Origin of the sequence: Paenibacillus albiflavus (genome assembly GCF_004344915.1) — a bacterium.
GTDB lineage: Bacteria > Bacillota > Bacilli > Paenibacillales > NBRC-103111 > Paenibacillus_AM > Paenibacillus_AM albiflavus.
Window position 1 is genome coordinate 1 of record NZ_SKFG01000027.1, and the last position, 18601, is coordinate 18601.

The window sequence follows — 18601 nt, forward strand, 5'->3', positions numbered from 1 at the left end:
TGTTTTATGGTTCGTCGGAAGGCCGACCGCCGTTAAACCTGTTAATGCGGCCCATGTGCCATAGATATAACAAACTCCCCATCTTCCGTACCATGATCCGTCCTTCTCCTGATGGCTAATCAGCCATTGTGTCCCGTGTTTGATGAATTCATGACGAATTGTAAGTCCAGCGAAGTTCCCCAGATACTCCAAAGTCCGTCCTGTAAGATCGGCCCCCGACGGATCGATGGCAGCCGATTTGGCGCCTTCTATGGGAAGCCAGGTCAACATTTTGTTATCCGTGTTTTTTTCGAATGCTGGCCAACCGCCGTCGTTATTTTGCATGGACTGCACCCAGTTTAGTCCACGATTCCATGAATCTTGGTACGAAGGATCGGTATGGGTGAGGTTTTTGATTGCTCGTAAAGCTGCAGTGGTATCGTCCACATCAGGGTTGATGGTATTGGTTTCCGAGAATCCCCATCCCCCGGGTAAGGTATCCGGATTATGGATGCTCCAATCGGCTTTTTTATGCTGCTGTTTGGATCGCAAGTAATCGGCGGTACGCCGAATAACCGGATGATTGCCGGCAATCCCGGCTTCTTGCAGCGCATATGCAAGCAGGGCGGTATCCCAGATGGTAGAAGGTGAATTTTGAATCGTAGTATGATGATCGGAGCGGCATTGCATTGCGGTTAAGGCATCAATGGCATGCGAGATAAGGGAGTGCTGTGGATCGTAATCTAACGCAAGAAGGGCGAAAATCATTAAAATCGTGCTGCTACCATAGCTGTATAGCGATCCGTCCGCTTCAATCCGCGAAAGCATGAACTGTTCTGCCTTGTCGGTAGCGGCTTCATGGATAGAACGGGGCGTGCCGATAAGGCGGTTTAAGCCTGCCTGGATGTTGTCCTGAAATTTTTGATGTTCCCGGTGATCGAAATCTTGGCGTTGGTCGAGCTCCTCTTGGTCTATGGAGCGGACAATGAGATCGGATAGATCGGGCGTATGGGCTGTCTTAATGGAAAATTTACGGTCGGCCATGATCAGCATTGGGGTTATATGAACTCTTGAATATCCTGAAAAATCAAAAAGGTTAAGGGGGAAATAAGCAGGAAAAAGCAGCACTTCCAGCGGAACGGAGGAGATGGATGCCGGCCACTTTCTTTGTCCGGTAGCGGCTAGAAGGGCTTTTGTTAATATGCTGGTAACTTTTCCAAGTCCGCCTTTGGATTGTATGTAACGCTTTGCCCGCTGAATCGGTTCGTCTGCGGAATGGCTGTACCCGGAAAAGAGCAGAGCGTAATAAGCTTCAACCGAAGTGGATAAGTTTCCTCCTTCTTCATCGGCATACAAATTCCAACAGCCACCTTGCTGCTGCGCGGCGAGAATCCGATCATGCAGCCGCCGGATCAAATCCTCATTGCGGATATCCAAAGTCCTGAACAGAATGATCACATACGCGTCTATAACGATCCCATTCTCAAAACAAAAATGCCAAGATCCGTCCGGCTGCTGCTGCTGAATAAGGTTTGTTGTCAAGCGATGAATTTCCGCATCGATTTTGCTTATCAAATCAACCATTTTCCATGGCACCTCCGCAGCAAGTCATTTTTGACATTATATGACGGCGGGAAGAAGGAAATGTGGGAGTGGTCAATATGCACAGTATCGAGATAAAGATAGCAATAAATCGCCCCCCAGGAAGCATTGAACAATTGTCGAGCAAAATGAATCGCCCTGCTTTAAACAGGGGGAAGGGCGGTTGCTTTTCTTCGAGAAAATAATGGTCTGAGCGAAGCTTGCTGCCTTACGAAAAAGCCGAAACATCACCAAAAATTTCTTACTGCGACCAAACGTGTGACCACGAGCTAAAATCACCACGATCTCCTACGTTGATGGAAACTTGATTAATCAGTAACTCCTAGACTTCGTTTATACGCGAAGATTTCCTCTACGGCTCGATGAGATCCGCCTGCAGTTCGGAACGAATCACCAATTTCTATGCATGACTTACGAATTGACGCATCGTTTAGTACGCTTTCCGCTGCTTCCTTGAGAGCTCGAGCAGTTAAGTCTGCTTGATTGAGATGAATGCCTGCACCGCCTTCAGCCACACGTCGTGCCACAGCAGGCTGGTCGGCGCTTTGGGGAAGTACAATCAGCGGAACACCATAATACAGGCCTTCACTGGTGCTGTTCATGCCGCCATGTGTGATAAACAATTTGGCATGTTGAAGTACTTCAATTTGCGGTACGTAGCCCCGAACGATAAAATTCGCAGGAATGTCTCCCAATTCCGCAATCTGGGTTTGTCTGCCGACGGATAGAATCACAGTGTACTTCGTTTCGGCAAACGCCGAAAAGCAGAGCTTGTAAAAATCCAACGCTTGATTAAAAACGGTACCAAGTGAAATGTAAATCAAACGATCCGTGTCCACACCAGAGAAATCAGATTCAAATTGGCCGTGTGAGCGAGGGACGAAAGATGGTCCGACAAACTTGAACGAATCGTCAAAGCTTTCTCCATCGGGTTGGAAATGTTTCGATGTGTAGACGATGGTCAATGGCGCAGGATTGCAAAAAATCTCGTAAGCAGAGCCAATTTGCACATTGTATTTTGCTTGCATGCTACTAATCAACTGACGAAACTCCTGTTGTTCAAGTTCATTCACGTCCGCTGGAAATTGACGCGAAAGGTAGTCTTGGAGACTGTTAAAGCTGTTTTCCTGCATGGCAAAACTCGTGCATGAGTTGATTGCAGGCAGCTCGAGTATTTGTGCAACCATATGCCCACAGCCGAACATTGAGTCGTGAATGATGTAATCAAAACGTTCTCCCTTTATTTGCTCCAGAAGAGTGGGAATGATGATATCGGCGGTGCGCAATAGTCCAGCAACGCGAGCCCACGGACTTCTTCCTCCAACAAGAAACGCCTCAACAAATTTGGTGCTATCGAACGTGATCACCTTTGCGCCAGTTGGCTCGACACGATCACGATATTGTTCAGCGATAAAATAAACCACTTCTTCTCCACGACGAATAAGTTCTTGAACCACACCGAGAGTTGGATTGATATGTCCTTCGGAGCCTCCATTGACTAGCAATACACGAGCTATGTTCATCACCTTCCAAAATGACGGGGTTTGAGCTTTTTTTCATTTGCTCATTATAATCATACCATTCAAGTATGAATGCTAATCTTGAAAAACAAAAAAACGGCATTTCTGCCGGTTGAGTGGAGAGGTGGAGAATAGGGGGATCGAACTCCTGACCTAACAAGGAAACTGATGATTTCGTCGCGGCTCGTTTAAACTACGCCACTTGTTATGATTGCTATTTCAGAATGTCTATGTTTCCTTCCTTCATAATAAAATATCCATTTCTTACAAAGGATAGAATTCTACTTACGCTCACACCAGTTTGATTCGATATTTCTAGAACAATTGTATTCGGGTTATCTTCAACAATGCTACGTATCTTTCGATAGGTCTCTTCGCAGTTTTCACACATTCTATTCGTTCTTTGTTTGCACAAGTTCCCGCAAAATTCACAAATTTGATAGTTGGCCATGATGTCTCCTTTTACAGGCATTTCAATACTTTTCTCCACTTCGAATGATAATATTGAGATAATTATAAAAGTAGAGTTTTCAGAACTGGTTCAAGCGCGTCTGCCATCCGCATAAAACCAAGATCCGTTGGATGCGAACCGTCTACCGTGCATTCGAAGAAATCTTTATCACCCAACATTACGGTGCCATCGAAGAAATAAATATTGGAGTCACCTTGCTCCCGTAACTCGTTAACGAGCGACTGCTGGAATTGCTTACGTTCTGTCCTGTCCTTGAATAAGTGTGGTGTCAGATCCTCACGTGCGTAACGAATTCGTGATACAACCAGGATCGGCGTTATCGGATGCGTCTCTCTATAAATTCTAATAAACTCTGGAAGTGTCTTACGGAAAAGCTCGGTGCTTACGCAATTGGCTTCATAATCAAGGACTAGACAAGCAGGATCATAAATCTGTGAAATGATTTCGGCAACCTCAGGTTCTCCCTTGCCGCTTCCCGAAAAACCAAGATTAATAAATTCGAGTGGAATCCTGCGGCTCAAAATATTCGGATATGCCATGCCAGGTCGCGAAGCGCAGCCGCCTTGAGTGATGGAAGTGCCATAGATAATCACTTTTTTCTTTGAAGCGTAGTTGGAAGGAGCGACGACCGTCGCTTTCTCATCTAAGCCAATCCATATTTCCTCGACCCCTTGATATAGCGGTAAATAGAGAACGATATTGCGCATCTTGGAATCCCAATTGGTAAACAACGCACATTCGTATTCTGTGAGAGTGATGTCATATTTCGTAGTATTGCCGTACTGAGATGGAACGATGGAATCAGGAGATCCTACATAACAATCGATACCGCATTGTCCGGTTGCTGGCATATGCACCATATTGGCTTTGTCTTTGAGTTTCACCTTGACTGACAGAGAAGATGAATCCGTTTGAAACCGGATTTGCCCTCCTGCAGGATGATATGCTAATTGATCGACGGCTTCAGGAATTGCATGAGTAGGTAAAGTTGGTAATCTGCGATATTTTCTTTCTTGCGCAAACCAAGCCAAGCCTGAAACCTGAAAAGGCTGCTCTAAAGGTGAATGCCAATAAGTGTCGCCTTCAGATTTTTCATTTGGACGCATTTGGGAGTCAAATTTCTCTAGTAAATTTTCAACTTTTTTTTCCACAATACCAATCCTTCCGTAACATTGATGTATATCATATTTTCATTACACGATGTAAAAAGTGATATGTACCATAAATTCTATTCTACTATATTTTACTTGGGTACAATGAAATTCTTTTAATTGCGTGACAGCTTCTGATCTCTTTGCTAGTCATCCTTGCTGAGACGATACCGAATATCGAAGTGGTGGGGTTAACATGCCTATATTGATTTTCTTGAAGTCCTTTTGGTCATACTTTTGGTCACACATGATTAATGATTAAGTATTTCAAAAACCAACATTACAAAACTATACATTGTAGGAAGCTCTACTCATTCGTAAGCGCTAATAGAATAGGTGCTTCTTTAAACCCAACCAAACTACCGCCTAAACCAATTCCACACATCTGTCGTCAGTGGAATTAAGCCAAATCCGTGCTCTCCAACCACAACTACACCGTATGCCCACTTCCCGAACGCCACAGCGCCTACGCTGATCTTCCCAATAGCGACTGCACCTACAGCCATCGATTTGGCAATAGCGACAGCCCCGACAGCAACACTTGCAAATGCCACAGCACCAATTGCTACACCAATCCAGCTCATCGCAACTGCTCCCAAAGCTAACCAAATTCCTAGTGATATGGCGCCTACCGACAACAGTCCGACACTAACGGCTCCGACGGAAATTAATCCGATTGCTATATCGCCAATTGCAATTAAACCAACCGCAGTCTTCCAACGCTCTCCGCTTCGGTATTGCCGATTAGAAGAATATCGACCTAAATTCGTCCGAATACTAATGATTGGTAACGAAGGCGATGGCCACTGATAGTCAATTTCTCGCTCTTCCCACCCTCTTGATGCTGCATAACGTTCTATGAATTGATGCCATTTCATATCCATCGCCGTCCTTTTGTAGTAGATGCTTTTATCATATCACTTCCCATAATCCCTGTGTTCGGCCCATAACCTGATTTCAGAGTCAGTCTCTAGACTGAGTTATAGTCCTTTATGTAGTTGCCTTTCTACTTGCTTTAACAACGGGAATGCGGCAATCAGAAATTTTTGGTCTTCACCGGAGGGGTTTTGCGTTTCTGCTTGAATCAATCGCCCCTATATGATAGATTGATGTCAAACTAAAGGCGTGAAGCACATGTCGCTTTGATATGGATAGCTCTATTGAGTTATGCCGTATTAAAAGCGGCTTTTTGCATATCCGCCAGATCGGGTGAGAAGATGAACGTTTTCGATGAAGTGTATGAACGATGGTTATCCACTCAGATTGCCGGAGAGAGTAATCCTAGGAGACGGGAACGACTACAAAAAGGATTAAGCTACGGAACCACAGCGTATTTACGCGCGATCTGGTTCCCCGCTATTGGGAACCTGGAGCATTTGTATCCCGAGTATGAGGTTCGGGACATGAACAATGGCTACCGTTACCTTGATTTGGCCTATATGCCTGGTCGATCTAAGGGCTGTGTTGAAATACAAGATTACCGATCCCATGCCAGAGACGTTGAAACCGGCCGATTTAAAGATTTATGTTTGAAACAAGCATTGCTTTCCCTTGATGATTGGTTATTCCTTCCTATAGCTTACTTGTCAATAAGAGACGACCCTGAAGTTTGCAAACAACTAACGCTTGCCTTTGTGGGGAAATTCCTTTCCATAGGCATGCCTTCCGAGCTGAACTGGGCCGAAGCAGAAACACTGCGATTTGCCCGTAGGTTGGTTCGTCCTTTCACACCTCGAGACCTAGCGTCGCATTTGCAGCTAACTGAACGCCACACCAGAGATCTTCTTCGTAATATGGTCGACAAGAAATTGCTCGTCGTCGTTAGCGGTAAACAGAGATATCGTACGTACAAAATTAGACAATAGCCGGATCTCGAACGATAATTTCTAACGGAAGCCACAGACACTATTTCATCGAAAATGAAAGTAATGAAATTTTAACGGAGATGAATGCTTCTATTTGCGTTCAATTGACTTATATTCATCGTATTTTGGTCAAATAGAAGCTATTATTTCCGTTAGAATTTGAAAGGAGTGATTATGGAATGATTAACTGCAGCTATTTCCTTAAGATAAATAAAACCCTATCGTTTATTATGTAACCGTATGGTGGAACCTAGGGGGATATGGAAATCCTGATTCTACCTGCTGACGAAGCCTACTCGGCTAATAAGATCATTGCGGAAGATTTCAATGGCGATTGTTTCCTTCCTCAAAGTGACGCCAAGCTGTGAGGCGTATTCCTATTCCTTTGTGGCGACCTCGATTACAGCTCCCTCCGCGCGGTCTGAACCCCTGGCTGGCCCCCATAGGGACTCCAAAACAAAACGGACACCCGATAGGATGTCCGTTTCGTTATAATGGAGCCAAGGGGGATCGAACCCCTGACCTCTTCGCTGCCAGCGAAGCGCTCTCCCAGCTGAGCTATGGCCCCATGAATATAAGATATCAACCATTATATCATAAGTGAATTAACAATAAAATCAATAAATTGACTTAATAGACAGGTGTTTTTGAAGCAGTAACGTATTATTATTAAAGGATAATAACAATTATACATATAGTATATTTACAGGAGTGATTGAACTTGTCTCAAGATATGTCGTATTGGTTCTGGATTATAGCTGCATTTGTGGTGACGCTTGTCGTAGCCGTTATGGTGATGAAGAAGACGAAGAAATTTGGTCTGTCTTTTGGACTTTCCACAATTGTAAATCTACTCATAACAGGTGGAGGTACAGCTTCGTTACTGCTCGGAGAAACAGATGATACAACAAATTTCAAGCTCGTTGTTTATGCCATTGCTTTCTTTAATTTGGTGATTATCGCTGGATTTGTATTGTTCAGCATGAGAGGCAAGGGCAATGGGCCTGTGCCTCATAAGGAGTACGAAGATTAGGTTTGAATAGAAAGGACGATCAATTGACATATGAAGAATCGTCGTTATTGGATATGGCTTGCTTTAACGGTTATATGGATGGTCATTATTTTTGTGAAATCAGCAGAACCCTATAGCCAGCAGGATTTACGCCCGCGATTAGCGGAATGGATATCGGAAGAGCAGCTATCAAGCGTGCTGCCGAATCTCGAGTTCCATTATGACGGAGAACTTATTACGTATCATTTGCCTTATGATATGCTTGAATTTATGATTCGGAAAATGGGGCATATGTTCGAATTTGCTTTACTAGCTCAATTAAGCTTACTTACCTTGCGAGCGAAGCATGTGAATAGAGGTGCCGCCATTACCATAGCGGCTTTATTTACTTGCCTGTATGCCATTTCAGATGAATGGCATCAGACGTTTATCGTTGGCAGGACGGGACATGCCATTGACGTAGTAGTGGACTCAATCGGAATTCTCCTCGTTGTCATATGCTATGTGGCTTATATCGGGCTGAGGAGCAATAAGAAGCGCTAGCAATCTATTTACTTACCTTGCCTTTTGCGCCACTAGCACTAGTATATGCTTGGAATCTGCGTTCATTGCGCTCCCAAGTTTTGTTCGAAAGTATAATACCGATCACACTGAATACGAAGAATCGAACGACCACGTACATCGGCGTAATTTCGTTATTAGAAATAAATTCCATGATCGATAATAGAAGTGTGATACACACTCCGATCGTGAGCATTCCAAATGTAACTATGTATTTATTTCTACCTTTATCTCTCGTTTTAGCCCAGCGTGCGGCTTGTTGTTCATTCATACAATACCCTCCTAGATAGGTTATAATTTAATTATACATGATTCCTTCACCATGTTTGAAGCCGTATATGAAGAATCAATGAATTGACAAGTAGGAGGAAATAATGATATGTCCAAAATTTTAGGCTTTGGGCTCTTATGGTATTTATTCGGCAATCCATTCATTGCACTGATCGTGCTGCTAGTCATTCTTTATTGGATAGATCGTCAGTTCATTGGGTTGACTCCTAGCATTTTTCGCCCATTCAAGGTCAGTCGAAGTATTGCCAGATTGCGTAATGAGCTGCGGCTTAATCCTCATAATACTTCCAGTAAACTGGATTTAGCTCGTTTCCTGATCGAGAAGAAGAAGTATCATGAGGCTATACAGTGGCTCACTGATGCGAAGCCTCGTATGGAGGATTCTGCTGATCTTCATGCAGAGCTAGGCATATGTTATTTGAAAATAGGCGATATGAAGCAGGGGGAAGAACTGATCAATCAGGCTTTGCTGCTTAATCCGCGCGTGAAATATGGTGAGCCTTACTTGAGGCTTGCAGAAGCGTATGTCAGCCATAATGAATTAGATAAGGCTTTTGCTGTGCTGGAGCAGTTCAGCCAGATTAATTCTTCGTCATGCGAAGCTTATTATCGGTTGGGGATTCTGTATCAGAGCCTGGGCAAACAGGATGAGGCGAAGCAAGCCTTCAAGGATACAAGGCAGATTTATTCCAGCTTGCCGAAATATTCTCGCAAACAACAGCGCAAGTGGGCGATTCTCTCTAGCTTCAAGGGTTAATTTAGGAACGATTCATGAACAAGCCCAGTTGAGGCTTGACGCTGGATGTTCGCACGGTCTACACTGAGGAGTAGATTGTGAGAATCGGCTGTATTTGTAGAATTGTATGAAAATGTGGGTGAATGAATGTGGGTGCCAATCAGGGATTAAGCTTGGAATATGTGATGCAAGCGGTACTTTTGATTTTTATCGTCATCGTATTTTTTGGAGGCATGATTATTTGGACCAAAATCCGCAAAAAAAGGAGACAAAAATAACTCATGTACTATGTGAACGAGCAACAAATAGAATCAAGACTAGCTTTTATTCCATCAGTGATCGAAGCCTGTTCGGCACTTCAGAGTTCTTGGGTTAATCATCAAATTACACATCAGTTTGCGCAAGAACGTGCGCTTCAATTAGCGATTGAGATCGTAACAGACGTTGGCAGCTTGATGATTGATGGCTTCATTATGCGTGATGCGTCATCGTATGAGGATATTATTGAAATTTTGCAAGGGGAAAAGGTGTTTGGCGAAGAAGTCGCTGCAACTTTAATGCAGTTAGTTCAGCTTAGAAAACCGCTTGTACAGGATTACGCTTCTTGGCATCGGGGAGATTATCATCCACTTATGCTAGCGCTTCCTGACTTGTTAAAGCGGTTTGATCAAGATGTAAGAGCTTTTATTGCGAAGGAATTAGGCACTGTCTAAAATATAGCAAACACACCAAGAGGAACTGCTTCCAATCCTGATCCGGATCATGAAGCTGGTTCCTCTTTGTTGTGTTTACATTCTATTTAAGCTCGGCTATGTGCCAAGTGCTCTTGTATGATGGATGTCAATCGTTTGGCTGTATGGGTTATTGAATCGTAATTACCTTGCTCAATTGCTTCGCGATTGAACAGTACACCGCCAATTCCGAAGCCATAGCTGCCTGCTTGCAAGAATTCCATTAGCGTTTCTTCACGGACGCCGCCTACAGCGAGGAATGGAATATGGGAAAGTGGGCCTCTAAGCTCCTTGATGTAGCCTGATCCAAGAACAGAAGTTGGAAAAACTTTGATCGCTGTAGCGCCTGCGCTCCATGCTCGTACAACCTCAGTCGGTGTCATTGCCCCAGGATAGATCGGAATATTACGAGCTGCAGAATAGCGGATAACTTCTTCGTCTACATTCGGTGTTACGATGAAGGAGGCTCCTGCTTCAACTGCTTTATGAGCATCGTTCATATTCAGTACGGTTCCTGCACCAATAAACATGCGGTCTCCCACTGCTTCCTGTAATTCATAGATCATTGCAGGCGCTCCAGGCGTATTCAGAGTGACTTCCATAACCGAAATCCCACCTGCATAAAGCGCCTCTGCAACAGATACGATGTGCTTATGTTCAATTCCGCGAACAATAGCAATCACACGAGTTTGTTCCATTAGAGATAATCCACGCTCTGTAATCATGATGTATGTTCCTTTCTATAATTGGCATTAATTTAATTATGTGCTTATTCCTAGCAAAAGTCTAGTCGCGGGGTTGAACGCGCCAAAGTGGACAAGTTACACAGGTGGTCATACAATAAAAGAGTAATATATTCATGGCAAGAGAGATGAAAGGATGAATTCCATATGGAAGAGAATCAAACAGTGAAACCAATTAAATTGACATCCCTCACTAGCAAAGGCGGTTGTGGTTGCAAGATTGGTCCTGGTGAATTGATGGGTGTTCTTCGTGCGTTGCCACAAGCTGAACCGAATCCCAATTTATTAGTTGGAATAGATACAAGTGATGATGCAGGTGTATATAAACTGACAGACGATTTAGCACTCGTACAAACGGTGGATTTCTTCACGCCGATCCTAGATGATCCTTATTCATTTGGACAAGTGGCTGCTGCGAATGCTTTAAGTGATGTGTATGCGATGGGCGGCAAACCGCTTACCGTTCTTAATATTGTAGCTTTTCCTATCAAAAAGCTGGATAAATCGATCCTTGCCGCTATCCTGAGTGGTGCAGCGGACAAGGTGCGCGAGGCAGGAGCGACACTTGTCGGAGGTCATTCCATCGATGATCCTGAACCGAAATTCGGGTTGGCTGTAACTGGCGTTGTGCATCCAGACAAGGTGCGTGCGAATGCGAACGCAAAGCCAGGAGATAAGCTGATCCTGACGAAGCCGATCGGCGTAGGTATTCTTACAACTTCGATCAAGAAGGATCTCCTTAGCGAAGAAGAGATTGCGCGAGTCACGAATGTGATGAGCACGCTCAATAAAACAGCTGCCGAAGTAATGGCGGACTTCGATGTGCATGCATGCACGGATATCACGGGCTTCGGCCTAATGGGACACACCGCTGAAATGGCCAAGGGCAGCGGTGTCGGCATTCACGTTAGCGCGGATCAAGTGCCCGTACTGCCTCGCGTCCGCGAACTAGCGGAAGCGGGCAATGTACCAGGGGGCACTAAGAATAATTACGCGCATGTAGCGGACTCCGTCACCTTCGCACCATCCATTGACGAGATCGGTCAATGGATTCTGTGCGATGCGGTGACGAGCGGCGGGCTGCTGATGTCTGCAGCAGCCGATTGTGCAGACGCGCTGCTTGCTGCGCTGCAAGCAGCAGGTGTGGATGCGAGAATGATTGGCGAGGTTATTGCTGACCATCCAGGGCAAATTCGCGTAGAAGGCGAGCTTAAGACTAGCTAAGAGGTGGCTTACGGATGTATCAGGATATAACACTCGAACAATTATTTGAAATGCAGAAGGCAGGCAATCTTCAATTGATTGACGTTCGCTCACCTGGTGAATGGGAAGAATTAACAATTCCAGGTGCGATCAACATTCCTTTTTTCGATAATGAGGAACGTAAAGAAATTGGTACGCTTTTTAAGCAAGTTTCAGTTGAGAAGGCGAAGGAGCGCGGACTTGAAATAATGTCTGCCAAGCTGCCTGCTTTTGTGAAGCAGTTCGCAGCGATTCCGGGACGCAAGGTTGTGTTTTGCTGGAGAGGCGGCATGCGCAGTAAGACGACGGCAACTGTGTTATCTCTAATGGACATTCATGTATCACGTCTAACAGGTGGCATTCGTTCGTATCGCCAGTGGGTCGTCTCTACACTTGAGCATTATCAATTTACGCCAAAGTGCATTGTCCTAAGCGGTAATACAGGTACAGGCAAAACAAAGATTTTGCATCAACTAGCAGAAGAGGGCTATCCGGTAATCGATCTTGAGCATCTGGCTGGACATCGTGGCTCCATATTTGGAGGCATTGGATTAAAGGCCAATAATCAGAAGGTATTTGAGGCGCTATTGCTGAAAGAGCTGCTTAAATATAAAGATTCTCCGTATGTCATTGTTGAAGCCGAGAGCAAGCGGATTGGCAAAGCAGTGCTTCCTCAGTTTCTGGTCGAAGCGAAGGAGAAAGGATTGCAGATTCAAATTGAACTGCCCGTTCAAGAGCGCGTTCAGAATATCATGGAGGATTATCAGCCTCATTTGCATAAAGAAGCGAGCATAGAAGCTTTCCGTTTTATTCAAAAACGAATTCATACACCGATCGCGTTTCAAATCGAGCAAGCGCTTGTTCAGGATCGGTTCGAAGAGGCGATTGAGCATCTGCTGCAATATTATTACGATTCGCGTTATGAATACGCAGGGAAGCAATATGAATTGCCCCCTGTCGTATGCGAAGCTCGCAATATGACTGAAGCGGTTGAACAGATTAAGGTGGAATTAGCAAAGTTAATGTAATGGAATAAAACACTTGGATTGATTCGTGAGACAATCCAAGTGTTTTTTTATTGAATTTTAGTGTCAAAAAGCGGCTATCGTTCTTATACTGTAGTATCTTCTAGGCGAATACCTAGTTCATGCTAATCGGTAAGCAAGGGGATCGATGGGGGATAGGCTGACTTTAGGAGGTGAATTGTCAATGAATTGGTATGAGATAAGCGCGGTTGTTGCAGCAGGAGCGTTTGTTGTGCTTGTGGTTTATTTGATCTGGACGCTGCACATCGCTAAGGCACTTATGCAGAAGATCGATGTATCGCTTGCACATATGACGCAAACGGTTGATGAGACCGCTAGACTATCTAGACAGCTGATGCGAGCGATGCGAGGAATGATCGATGATGTGCATGCGAGGTCACGTGAATTGCAAGGTGTTTATCAATCCGTTCTAGGTCTTGGCAAATCGTTGCAATCGCTAGGGGAGAAGCTGAAGCGAATGAATGAATTTCTTGCCAAATATGTAGGCACTAAGTCATCCGATGAGCCACCTAATCAGAAGCAAGCCTCCAAGGGGGAGACGCATCCACCTCGCAAAGATCCACTTGGCATATCAGATTGGCTGCAGGCAGGATATGAATGTATGCACACAATGCAGGAGCTGTATCGTAAGCAAGTGAGCCAGTGCGAGCAGGTTGAACGAAATAAGAAGGAGTGAAGTTGAATGAATAAGCAAACTGCAAAAACTTTTATGATTGGATCTGTGGTAGGAGGGGTGATTGGTGCGGTAACTGCTTTACTGTTTGCACCTAAGCCTGGTCGTGAGCTAAGAGCTGATATTGCAGAAGGATATCATACTGTTAGTGAGAAGACGCAAGAGATCGCCAAAAGTATTGGCAGCCATACATCCGAATTTATTAGCAGAGCCAAGGAGGCAGCTGCACAAGCAGTGGGGAATGCTCGTTCCTTGAACCAAGAGGAAGAAGATGTTGAAGATCAAATTGCCGTAATTGCTTCTGCAGATGAATTTGAAGAAGAGGAAGAAGAACTCGTACTTACGCTTAAATAATTGTATAATAAGAAAGCATAGATTCCAGACTGCCACATGATATAAGCATGTGGCAGTGTGGTTTTGGTATGTATTGCATGATAGAAGGGATGTTTGAAGTGAATAGAGGCTTTAGGTCATTTATTTTAAGCAATGGCATGTTGATGTCATGGATAGTCGCGCTAGTCGCAATGCTAGGCAGTTTATATTTTTCTGAAGTCCTGTTGTACGAGCCATGCAAATTATGCTGGTATCAACGCATTCTGATGTATCCGCTTGTGCTCATTCTGACCGTTTCCATTCTACGTAAAGACAATACGCAATACCATTACATACTACCGTTCTCATTAATTGGATTCTGCGTATCCAGTTATCATTATCTTTTGCAGAAAACGGATTTGTTCAAGTCATTTAGCAGCAGCTGCGGTATTGTTGCTTGTGATTCAGATTATATTAACTGGCTAGGATTTATTACAATTCCATTGCTTGCATGGACAGCTTTCCTATTAATCACGATTATCCAAATTATGGTATGGAGAGCGGATCGCAAGTAAGGATTGTCTTACCTGTAGTAGATTTGTTATGATTGGTACGTTTTGAACAAACTTATCATATTCTAACGTGCAAGAAGAAACGTCCCTTCATTGGTTATTTATGTGGCACGTTTCGAATGTTCAGATTTCAAAGTAAAGGAAGCGTGTTTTAGTGCAGCAAGCAATAGCTATTCTTGACTCGGGTGTTGGAGGATTAACGGTTGTAAAAGAAGTAATGCGTCAGCTTCCTCAAGAGAAAATTATATACTTTGGTGATACAGCAAGAGCACCCTATGGACCAAGAAACGCTGAAGAAGTGAAGTTGTTTACGACTCAGATCGTTGAGTACTTGATACATTTTAATCCTAAGATGATTGTTATTGCGTGTAATACGGCAACGGCTGTAGCTTTGGAACATATTCGTACGCTTGTATCAGTCCCAGTCATCGGTGTGATTACACCAGGCGCAAGAGCTGCGATTAAGACAACTCGTAGTGGCAAGGTTGGGGTTATAGGTACAGAAGGAACGATTCGTAGTGGAGCTTATGAGAAAGCGCTCAGAATGATATCTCCGCAATTGGAGATTGAATCACTAGCATGTCCGGATCTTGTAACTATTGTGGAAAATGGGATTTTCTCAGGGGATCGCGCCCATAACATCGTAGAGCGGTCACTTCAGCCTTTGGTAGATTGTCCGATTGATTGCTTGATTCTCGGTTGTACGCATTATCCTTTTCTTATAGATGAGATTTCAGATGTGATGGGTCCTAATGTCGCCCTTATATCTTCTGCAGAGGAAACTGCACGAGAAATCTCTACCGTACTGTACCATAATAATGCGTTGGCATCATCGAATTCGGAACCTGTGCATCATTTTTTCTGTTCAGGTGAACCCGTTATTTTTAAAAAGATTACGGAAGCATGGTTGAAGGATCACATTTATGGTAAGCCAGTTGTGTGGCAAGTACCGAAGTTTGGTGAAAATTAAGTTGTTACAAGAATAAACAAAAACCAGATCGTAATGATCTGGTTTTTGGCATATAGTGATAGTGATACATTCATAACACAATTATTTGGCAATAAGAACAGGAATCTTCGCATGTTGGACTACGTTATGGCTAACGCTGCCAAGGAAAAACTCGCGAATTCCACCAAGACCTCTGCTGCCGATTACGATTAGATCACATTGTTTGTCTTCAGCGAACTCCAGAATCGATTCTGCAGCTCCACCTTCAAGCAAAGTAACATTTGCCGTAATACCCAGATCTGCAACGCGTGCTTTAGCTTCGTCTCTAACCTTCTCAGCCGATTGATAGTAGTCATCACGTATGTAGATAGGTGTATTGATCATTGCTTCGCCAATAACAAAATTAGGGAACTGAAGAACGTGTACAATTTCAAGTTCTGCGTTAGGTGTCACTTTCGTAAGTTCAATTGCTTTATCCAGTGCTTGATTCGAAGCTTTCGAACCGTCGAATGCAACAAGAATTTTGTGGAATAACATAGCAAATCACCTCTAGTGGAAGATTGGATTCTATAGTTTAATTATATCATGATTAGCTAGATATACAAAACTTGGAGTATTGCGATAATAACCATAATGGTGTATGAAGAGGGGTTATGTGATGGAATGTCGTGAAATCGACATATATGGTTACGAGGAAATGCACGATCACTTGTCTACTTTGTCAACACAGTATCCTATTCTGCATGTTGAATCAATCGGTTCAAGCGTATTGGGAAGGCCGATCCAGGTTGTCCAAATGGGTGTAGGAGAGCGCAAAATTCATATCAATGCAGCCTTTCATGCGAATGAATGGATTACGACTCCCTTATTGATGCAGTTTATCGAGGATTGCTTACATTGTAATACCACAGGGGAGCAGTTATATGGCTATGATGTGCAAGCATTGCTGGCTGAAGCGGAGCTGTGGCTCGTTCCAATGGTTAATCCAGATGGCGTGGAGTTAGTCGTAAGAGGCAGAGAAACGATTAGCGACAAGCAACTTAGAGAAGCCGTATTTAACTGGAATGAACAGTCAGATGATTATACAGGTTGGAAAGCAAACATTCGGGGCGTCGATTTGAATGATCAGTTCCCAGCCTTTTGGGAAGTGGAATGTGAGCGTCGTACGGTAAGCGGGCCATCCAGTCGTGATTATGGCGGGAATGCTCCATTGACAGAGCCTGAAGCCAAGGCGATTGCTGCTTTTACACAAAAAGAGGAATTTGATGTTGTCATTGCTTTACATACGCAAGGTAAAGAAATTTATTGGAATTATCGTGATTTGGAGTGTCCTCATGCAGAAGCGTATGCTAATCGACTAGCTCAAGTCAGTGGATATGCGGCGATTAAGCTAACAGGCAGCGATGCAGGATATAAAGATTGGTTTATTCAAGAAACGGGTCGTCCTGGATTTACAATCGAGCTTGGCGAGGGTGTGAACCCACTCCCCATTAGCGACATGCAGGATATCTATCCGAATATGGCGCGATTGCTACTTGAAGCTATATCGAGATCTGAACCACAGGTAGGATGAGCTTGGTAGGTATGAACCCTTTGTAATTCTACTCATATATTGTAGGAGCAGATTTATCGGGAGGAATGGATATGGCTGGTAAGAGTAGTAAGGGCGGCGCCAAAACAACGAAGAAAAAGAAGGAATTGCACAACGGCAGGATACAGTATGTAATGCGGCTCGTGGAGTCTTCCACTTGTGATGTATGCAAGACGCCATGCACAAGAGGTCTTAATTACGCAGCCCACATGAAGGAGCCAGGCGCAGTTGGATATGGGGTGCCTTGTATCTTAACTCGCAAAGCAATTCAATAAATGTAAAAATAGAGGCGGACTCTTATGGAGTTCGCCTCTACTATTTTGATTAAACGAAGTTATTCCACTTTTTCTTCTGGATATTCTTCCTTTGGCATTCGAATCCATCGTTGTAAGTAGCCTTGATCATATAACGCCTTGACTAAAATAATGATGATAGGCGACATAATCAAACCCATAACGCCGAATAAGGATAAGGAGATAATCATGGCACAAAGCATAGTAAAGGCAGATACACCAAGTGATTCTCCTGTAATCTTCGGCTCGAGAATTTGTCTAACGATAAGAACGATTGCCAAGATGACCGTAAGCCAGATGGCGAATACCGTATCGCCAACGATGAAGGAATAGGTAATCCACGGAATGAAGAACGCAGATACGCCAAGTAGTGGCAGTATATCGACTAACCCGCATAGGAGCGCCAGAGCAAACGCATTCTTGACCCCGAGAATAAGAAAGCTGATAAATACTTGCGCGAATGTAATAGAGACTAGTTTGAACTGCGATTTAACATAAGACACAATCCCCTTAATGACGTTCACGCGCAGGAATTCAAAAGCAGTTTTGAAAGTAGAAGGAGTCTTCTCCTTGGCAATGCGCTTCCAATTATCGATCTCAACGGATAGGAAGAATGCTAAAATCAGCGCCATCCCAAGATTAATCATTGTACTCATGACGCTTCCAGAGATAGAAGTAATAAAGGTGACTAATATATTCAGCAGGTTGCGGAATATCTCCATCATTTTGGTTGCAGTGTTTGTTGTGAATTCTTGAATTTTGATCATGACATCAGGCGGCAGTGCTTCGATCTTGTTCTGAAAATAATTAACGGTATGCGTGATATTATCCTGTAGCAGTGACTTGTAGTTCTCCATGTTCATGATGAATTCCAAGGATAAATTCGTGAATAGGACGCCTGCGCCAGCAATTATCGCCAGAATGATAAGAATGAACAATAGGGTGGATATAGTAGTTGCAATAATTTTTTTGAACTTACGCTTATGTAGGAAACGCGCGAATGGTTCAATAATTAGGAAAATAATGAAAGACCAAAAAATGGGTTTCGCGATTCCGTAAATATAGCTGAACAGCAGCATAAATAAATATCCTGTCAGTAGAAGCAAGGCTATGTCGAAAATCGTCCTGGAATATTTTTTATAAAATGGCAGCACATCATCACATCCTATGCATGTTTGATTTCTATAGTAATGAAAAAAATGTAAAATTACAACATTTTGATAGGATAAAATCCGCGATAAATGAGCATTTGTAAAAGTT

The 18601-nt window shown here is 43.6% G+C and carries 22 protein-coding genes and 1 tRNA gene; 14 read left to right on the forward strand and 9 right to left on the reverse strand.

Features of this window, described 5'->3' with window-relative positions:
- The 4 genes from E0485_RS19730 to E0485_RS19745 form a co-directional block, all read right to left on the reverse strand.
- Window positions 1-1563, reverse strand: a 1563-nt coding sequence (locus E0485_RS19730) for a prenyltransferase/squalene oxidase repeat-containing protein (protein ID WP_132419796.1), incomplete at its 3' end; no start/stop codon positions are given.
- Between the two features lie 326 nt (window positions 1564-1889).
- Window positions 1890-3098 carry a macrolide family glycosyltransferase gene (locus E0485_RS19735; protein WP_132419877.1) on the reverse strand — a complete coding sequence of 403 codons (1209 nt, stop codon included), beginning with the start codon at window positions 3096-3098 and terminating at the stop codon, window positions 1890-1892.
- Between the two features lie 516 nt (window positions 3099-3614).
- Complete coding sequence (locus E0485_RS19740; RefSeq protein WP_235857646.1) at window positions 3615-4724, reverse strand: SGNH/GDSL hydrolase family protein; 1110 nt, start codon at window positions 4722-4724, stop codon at window positions 3615-3617.
- A gap of 359 nt (window positions 4725-5083) precedes the next feature.
- Complete coding sequence (locus tag E0485_RS19745; RefSeq protein WP_132419797.1) at window positions 5084-5602, reverse strand: phage holin family protein; 519 nt, start codon at window positions 5600-5602, stop codon at window positions 5084-5086.
- Between the two features lie 339 nt (window positions 5603-5941).
- On the opposite strand from E0485_RS19745, the gene E0485_RS19750 reads away from it, so the two are divergent.
- Entirely contained in the window at window positions 5942-6589 is a 648-nt protein-coding gene (locus E0485_RS19750) for a transcriptional regulator (protein WP_132419798.1), read from the forward strand.
- A 495-nt stretch (window positions 6590-7084) separates the two neighbouring features.
- On the opposite strand, the gene E0485_RS19755 is transcribed toward E0485_RS19750, so the two are convergent.
- A tRNA-Ala gene (locus E0485_RS19755) sits at window positions 7085-7157 on the reverse strand.
- 153 nt (window positions 7158-7310) lie between these two features.
- Between E0485_RS19755 and E0485_RS19760 the strand changes: the two genes are divergently transcribed.
- Both E0485_RS19760 and E0485_RS19765 read left to right on the forward strand, forming a co-directional pair.
- The gene (locus E0485_RS19760; protein WP_132419799.1) at window positions 7311-7622 is read left to right on the forward strand and encodes a hypothetical protein; all 312 of its coding nucleotides are present in this window, start codon (window positions 7311-7313) and stop codon (window positions 7620-7622) included.
- 30 nt (window positions 7623-7652) lie between these two features.
- Window positions 7653-8144 (forward strand): VanZ family protein, encoded by a 492-nt coding sequence (locus E0485_RS19765; protein ID WP_132419800.1) that lies wholly within the window; start codon window positions 7653-7655, stop codon window positions 8142-8144.
- Between the two features lie 4 nt (window positions 8145-8148).
- On the opposite strand, the gene E0485_RS19770 is transcribed toward E0485_RS19765, so the two are convergent.
- Window positions 8149-8433, reverse strand: coding sequence for a hypothetical protein (locus E0485_RS19770; protein WP_132419801.1), 285 nt, complete (start codon window positions 8431-8433; stop codon window positions 8149-8151).
- A gap of 108 nt (window positions 8434-8541) precedes the next feature.
- Here E0485_RS19770 and E0485_RS19775 point away from each other — a divergent pair, with 108 nt between their 5' ends.
- From E0485_RS19775 to E0485_RS19780, 3 genes are all read left to right on the forward strand, one after another.
- Window positions 8542-9210, forward strand: a complete 669-nt coding sequence (locus tag E0485_RS19775; RefSeq protein WP_132419802.1) for a tetratricopeptide repeat protein — start codon at window positions 8542-8544, stop codon at window positions 9208-9210.
- A gap of 128 nt (window positions 9211-9338) precedes the next feature.
- Entirely contained in the window at window positions 9339-9467 is a 129-nt protein-coding gene (locus E0485_RS25730; protein WP_268957615.1) for a hypothetical protein, read from the forward strand.
- A 3-nt stretch (window positions 9468-9470) separates the two neighbouring features.
- Window positions 9471-9902 (forward strand): DUF86 domain-containing protein, encoded by a 432-nt coding sequence (locus E0485_RS19780; RefSeq protein WP_132419803.1) that lies wholly within the window; start codon window positions 9471-9473, stop codon window positions 9900-9902.
- An 86-nt stretch (window positions 9903-9988) separates the two neighbouring features.
- Here the strand turns inward: E0485_RS19780 and E0485_RS19785 are convergent, their stop codons facing one another.
- Window positions 9989-10645: a bifunctional 4-hydroxy-2-oxoglutarate aldolase/2-dehydro-3-deoxy-phosphogluconate aldolase gene (locus E0485_RS19785; protein WP_132419804.1), complete on the reverse strand. Its 657-nt coding sequence runs from the start codon at window positions 10643-10645 to the stop codon at window positions 9989-9991.
- A 165-nt stretch (window positions 10646-10810) separates the two neighbouring features.
- Between E0485_RS19785 and selD the strand changes: the two genes are divergently transcribed.
- From selD to racE, 6 genes are all read left to right on the forward strand, one after another.
- Complete coding sequence (gene selD / locus E0485_RS19790; RefSeq protein WP_132419805.1) at window positions 10811-11887, forward strand: selenide, water dikinase SelD; 1077 nt, start codon at window positions 10811-10813, stop codon at window positions 11885-11887.
- A 14-nt stretch (window positions 11888-11901) separates the two neighbouring features.
- Complete coding sequence (gene mnmH, locus E0485_RS19795; RefSeq protein ID WP_132419806.1) at window positions 11902-12933, forward strand: tRNA 2-selenouridine(34) synthase MnmH; 1032 nt, start codon at window positions 11902-11904, stop codon at window positions 12931-12933.
- Window positions 12934-13114: 181 nt separating this feature from the next.
- Window positions 13115-13627 carry a DUF948 domain-containing protein gene (locus E0485_RS19800; RefSeq protein WP_165921235.1) on the forward strand — a complete coding sequence of 171 codons (513 nt, stop codon included), beginning with the start codon at window positions 13115-13117 and terminating at the stop codon, window positions 13625-13627.
- Window positions 13628-13633: 6 nt separating this feature from the next.
- Window positions 13634-13978, forward strand: a complete 345-nt coding sequence (locus tag E0485_RS19805) for a YtxH domain-containing protein (protein ID WP_132419808.1) — start codon at window positions 13634-13636, stop codon at window positions 13976-13978.
- A 137-nt stretch (window positions 13979-14115) separates the two neighbouring features.
- Window positions 14116-14511 carry a disulfide oxidoreductase gene (locus E0485_RS19810; protein WP_235857648.1) on the forward strand — a complete coding sequence of 132 codons (396 nt, stop codon included), beginning with the start codon at window positions 14116-14118 and terminating at the stop codon, window positions 14509-14511.
- A gap of 151 nt (window positions 14512-14662) precedes the next feature.
- A complete protein-coding gene (gene racE / locus E0485_RS19815; RefSeq protein ID WP_132419809.1) occupies window positions 14663-15478 on the forward strand; it encodes a glutamate racemase in 816 nt (271 codons plus the stop codon).
- Window positions 15479-15559: 81 nt separating this feature from the next.
- On the opposite strand, the gene E0485_RS19820 is transcribed toward racE, so the two are convergent.
- A complete protein-coding gene (locus tag E0485_RS19820) occupies window positions 15560-15994 on the reverse strand; it encodes a universal stress protein (RefSeq protein WP_132419810.1) in 435 nt (144 codons plus the stop codon).
- Window positions 15995-16115: 121 nt separating this feature from the next.
- On the opposite strand from E0485_RS19820, the gene E0485_RS19825 reads away from it, so the two are divergent.
- Complete coding sequence (locus E0485_RS19825) at window positions 16116-17030, forward strand: M14 family metallopeptidase (protein WP_235857647.1); 915 nt, start codon at window positions 16116-16118, stop codon at window positions 17028-17030.
- 71 nt (window positions 17031-17101) lie between these two features.
- Window positions 17102-17323, forward strand: a complete 222-nt coding sequence (locus tag E0485_RS19830; RefSeq protein ID WP_132419812.1) for a hypothetical protein — start codon at window positions 17102-17104, stop codon at window positions 17321-17323.
- A gap of 59 nt (window positions 17324-17382) precedes the next feature.
- Here the strand turns inward: E0485_RS19830 and ytvI are convergent, their stop codons facing one another.
- Entirely contained in the window at window positions 17383-18495 is a 1113-nt protein-coding gene (gene ytvI / locus E0485_RS19835; RefSeq protein WP_132419813.1) for a sporulation integral membrane protein YtvI, read from the reverse strand.
- Between the last annotated feature and the right edge of the window lie 106 nt (window positions 18496-18601).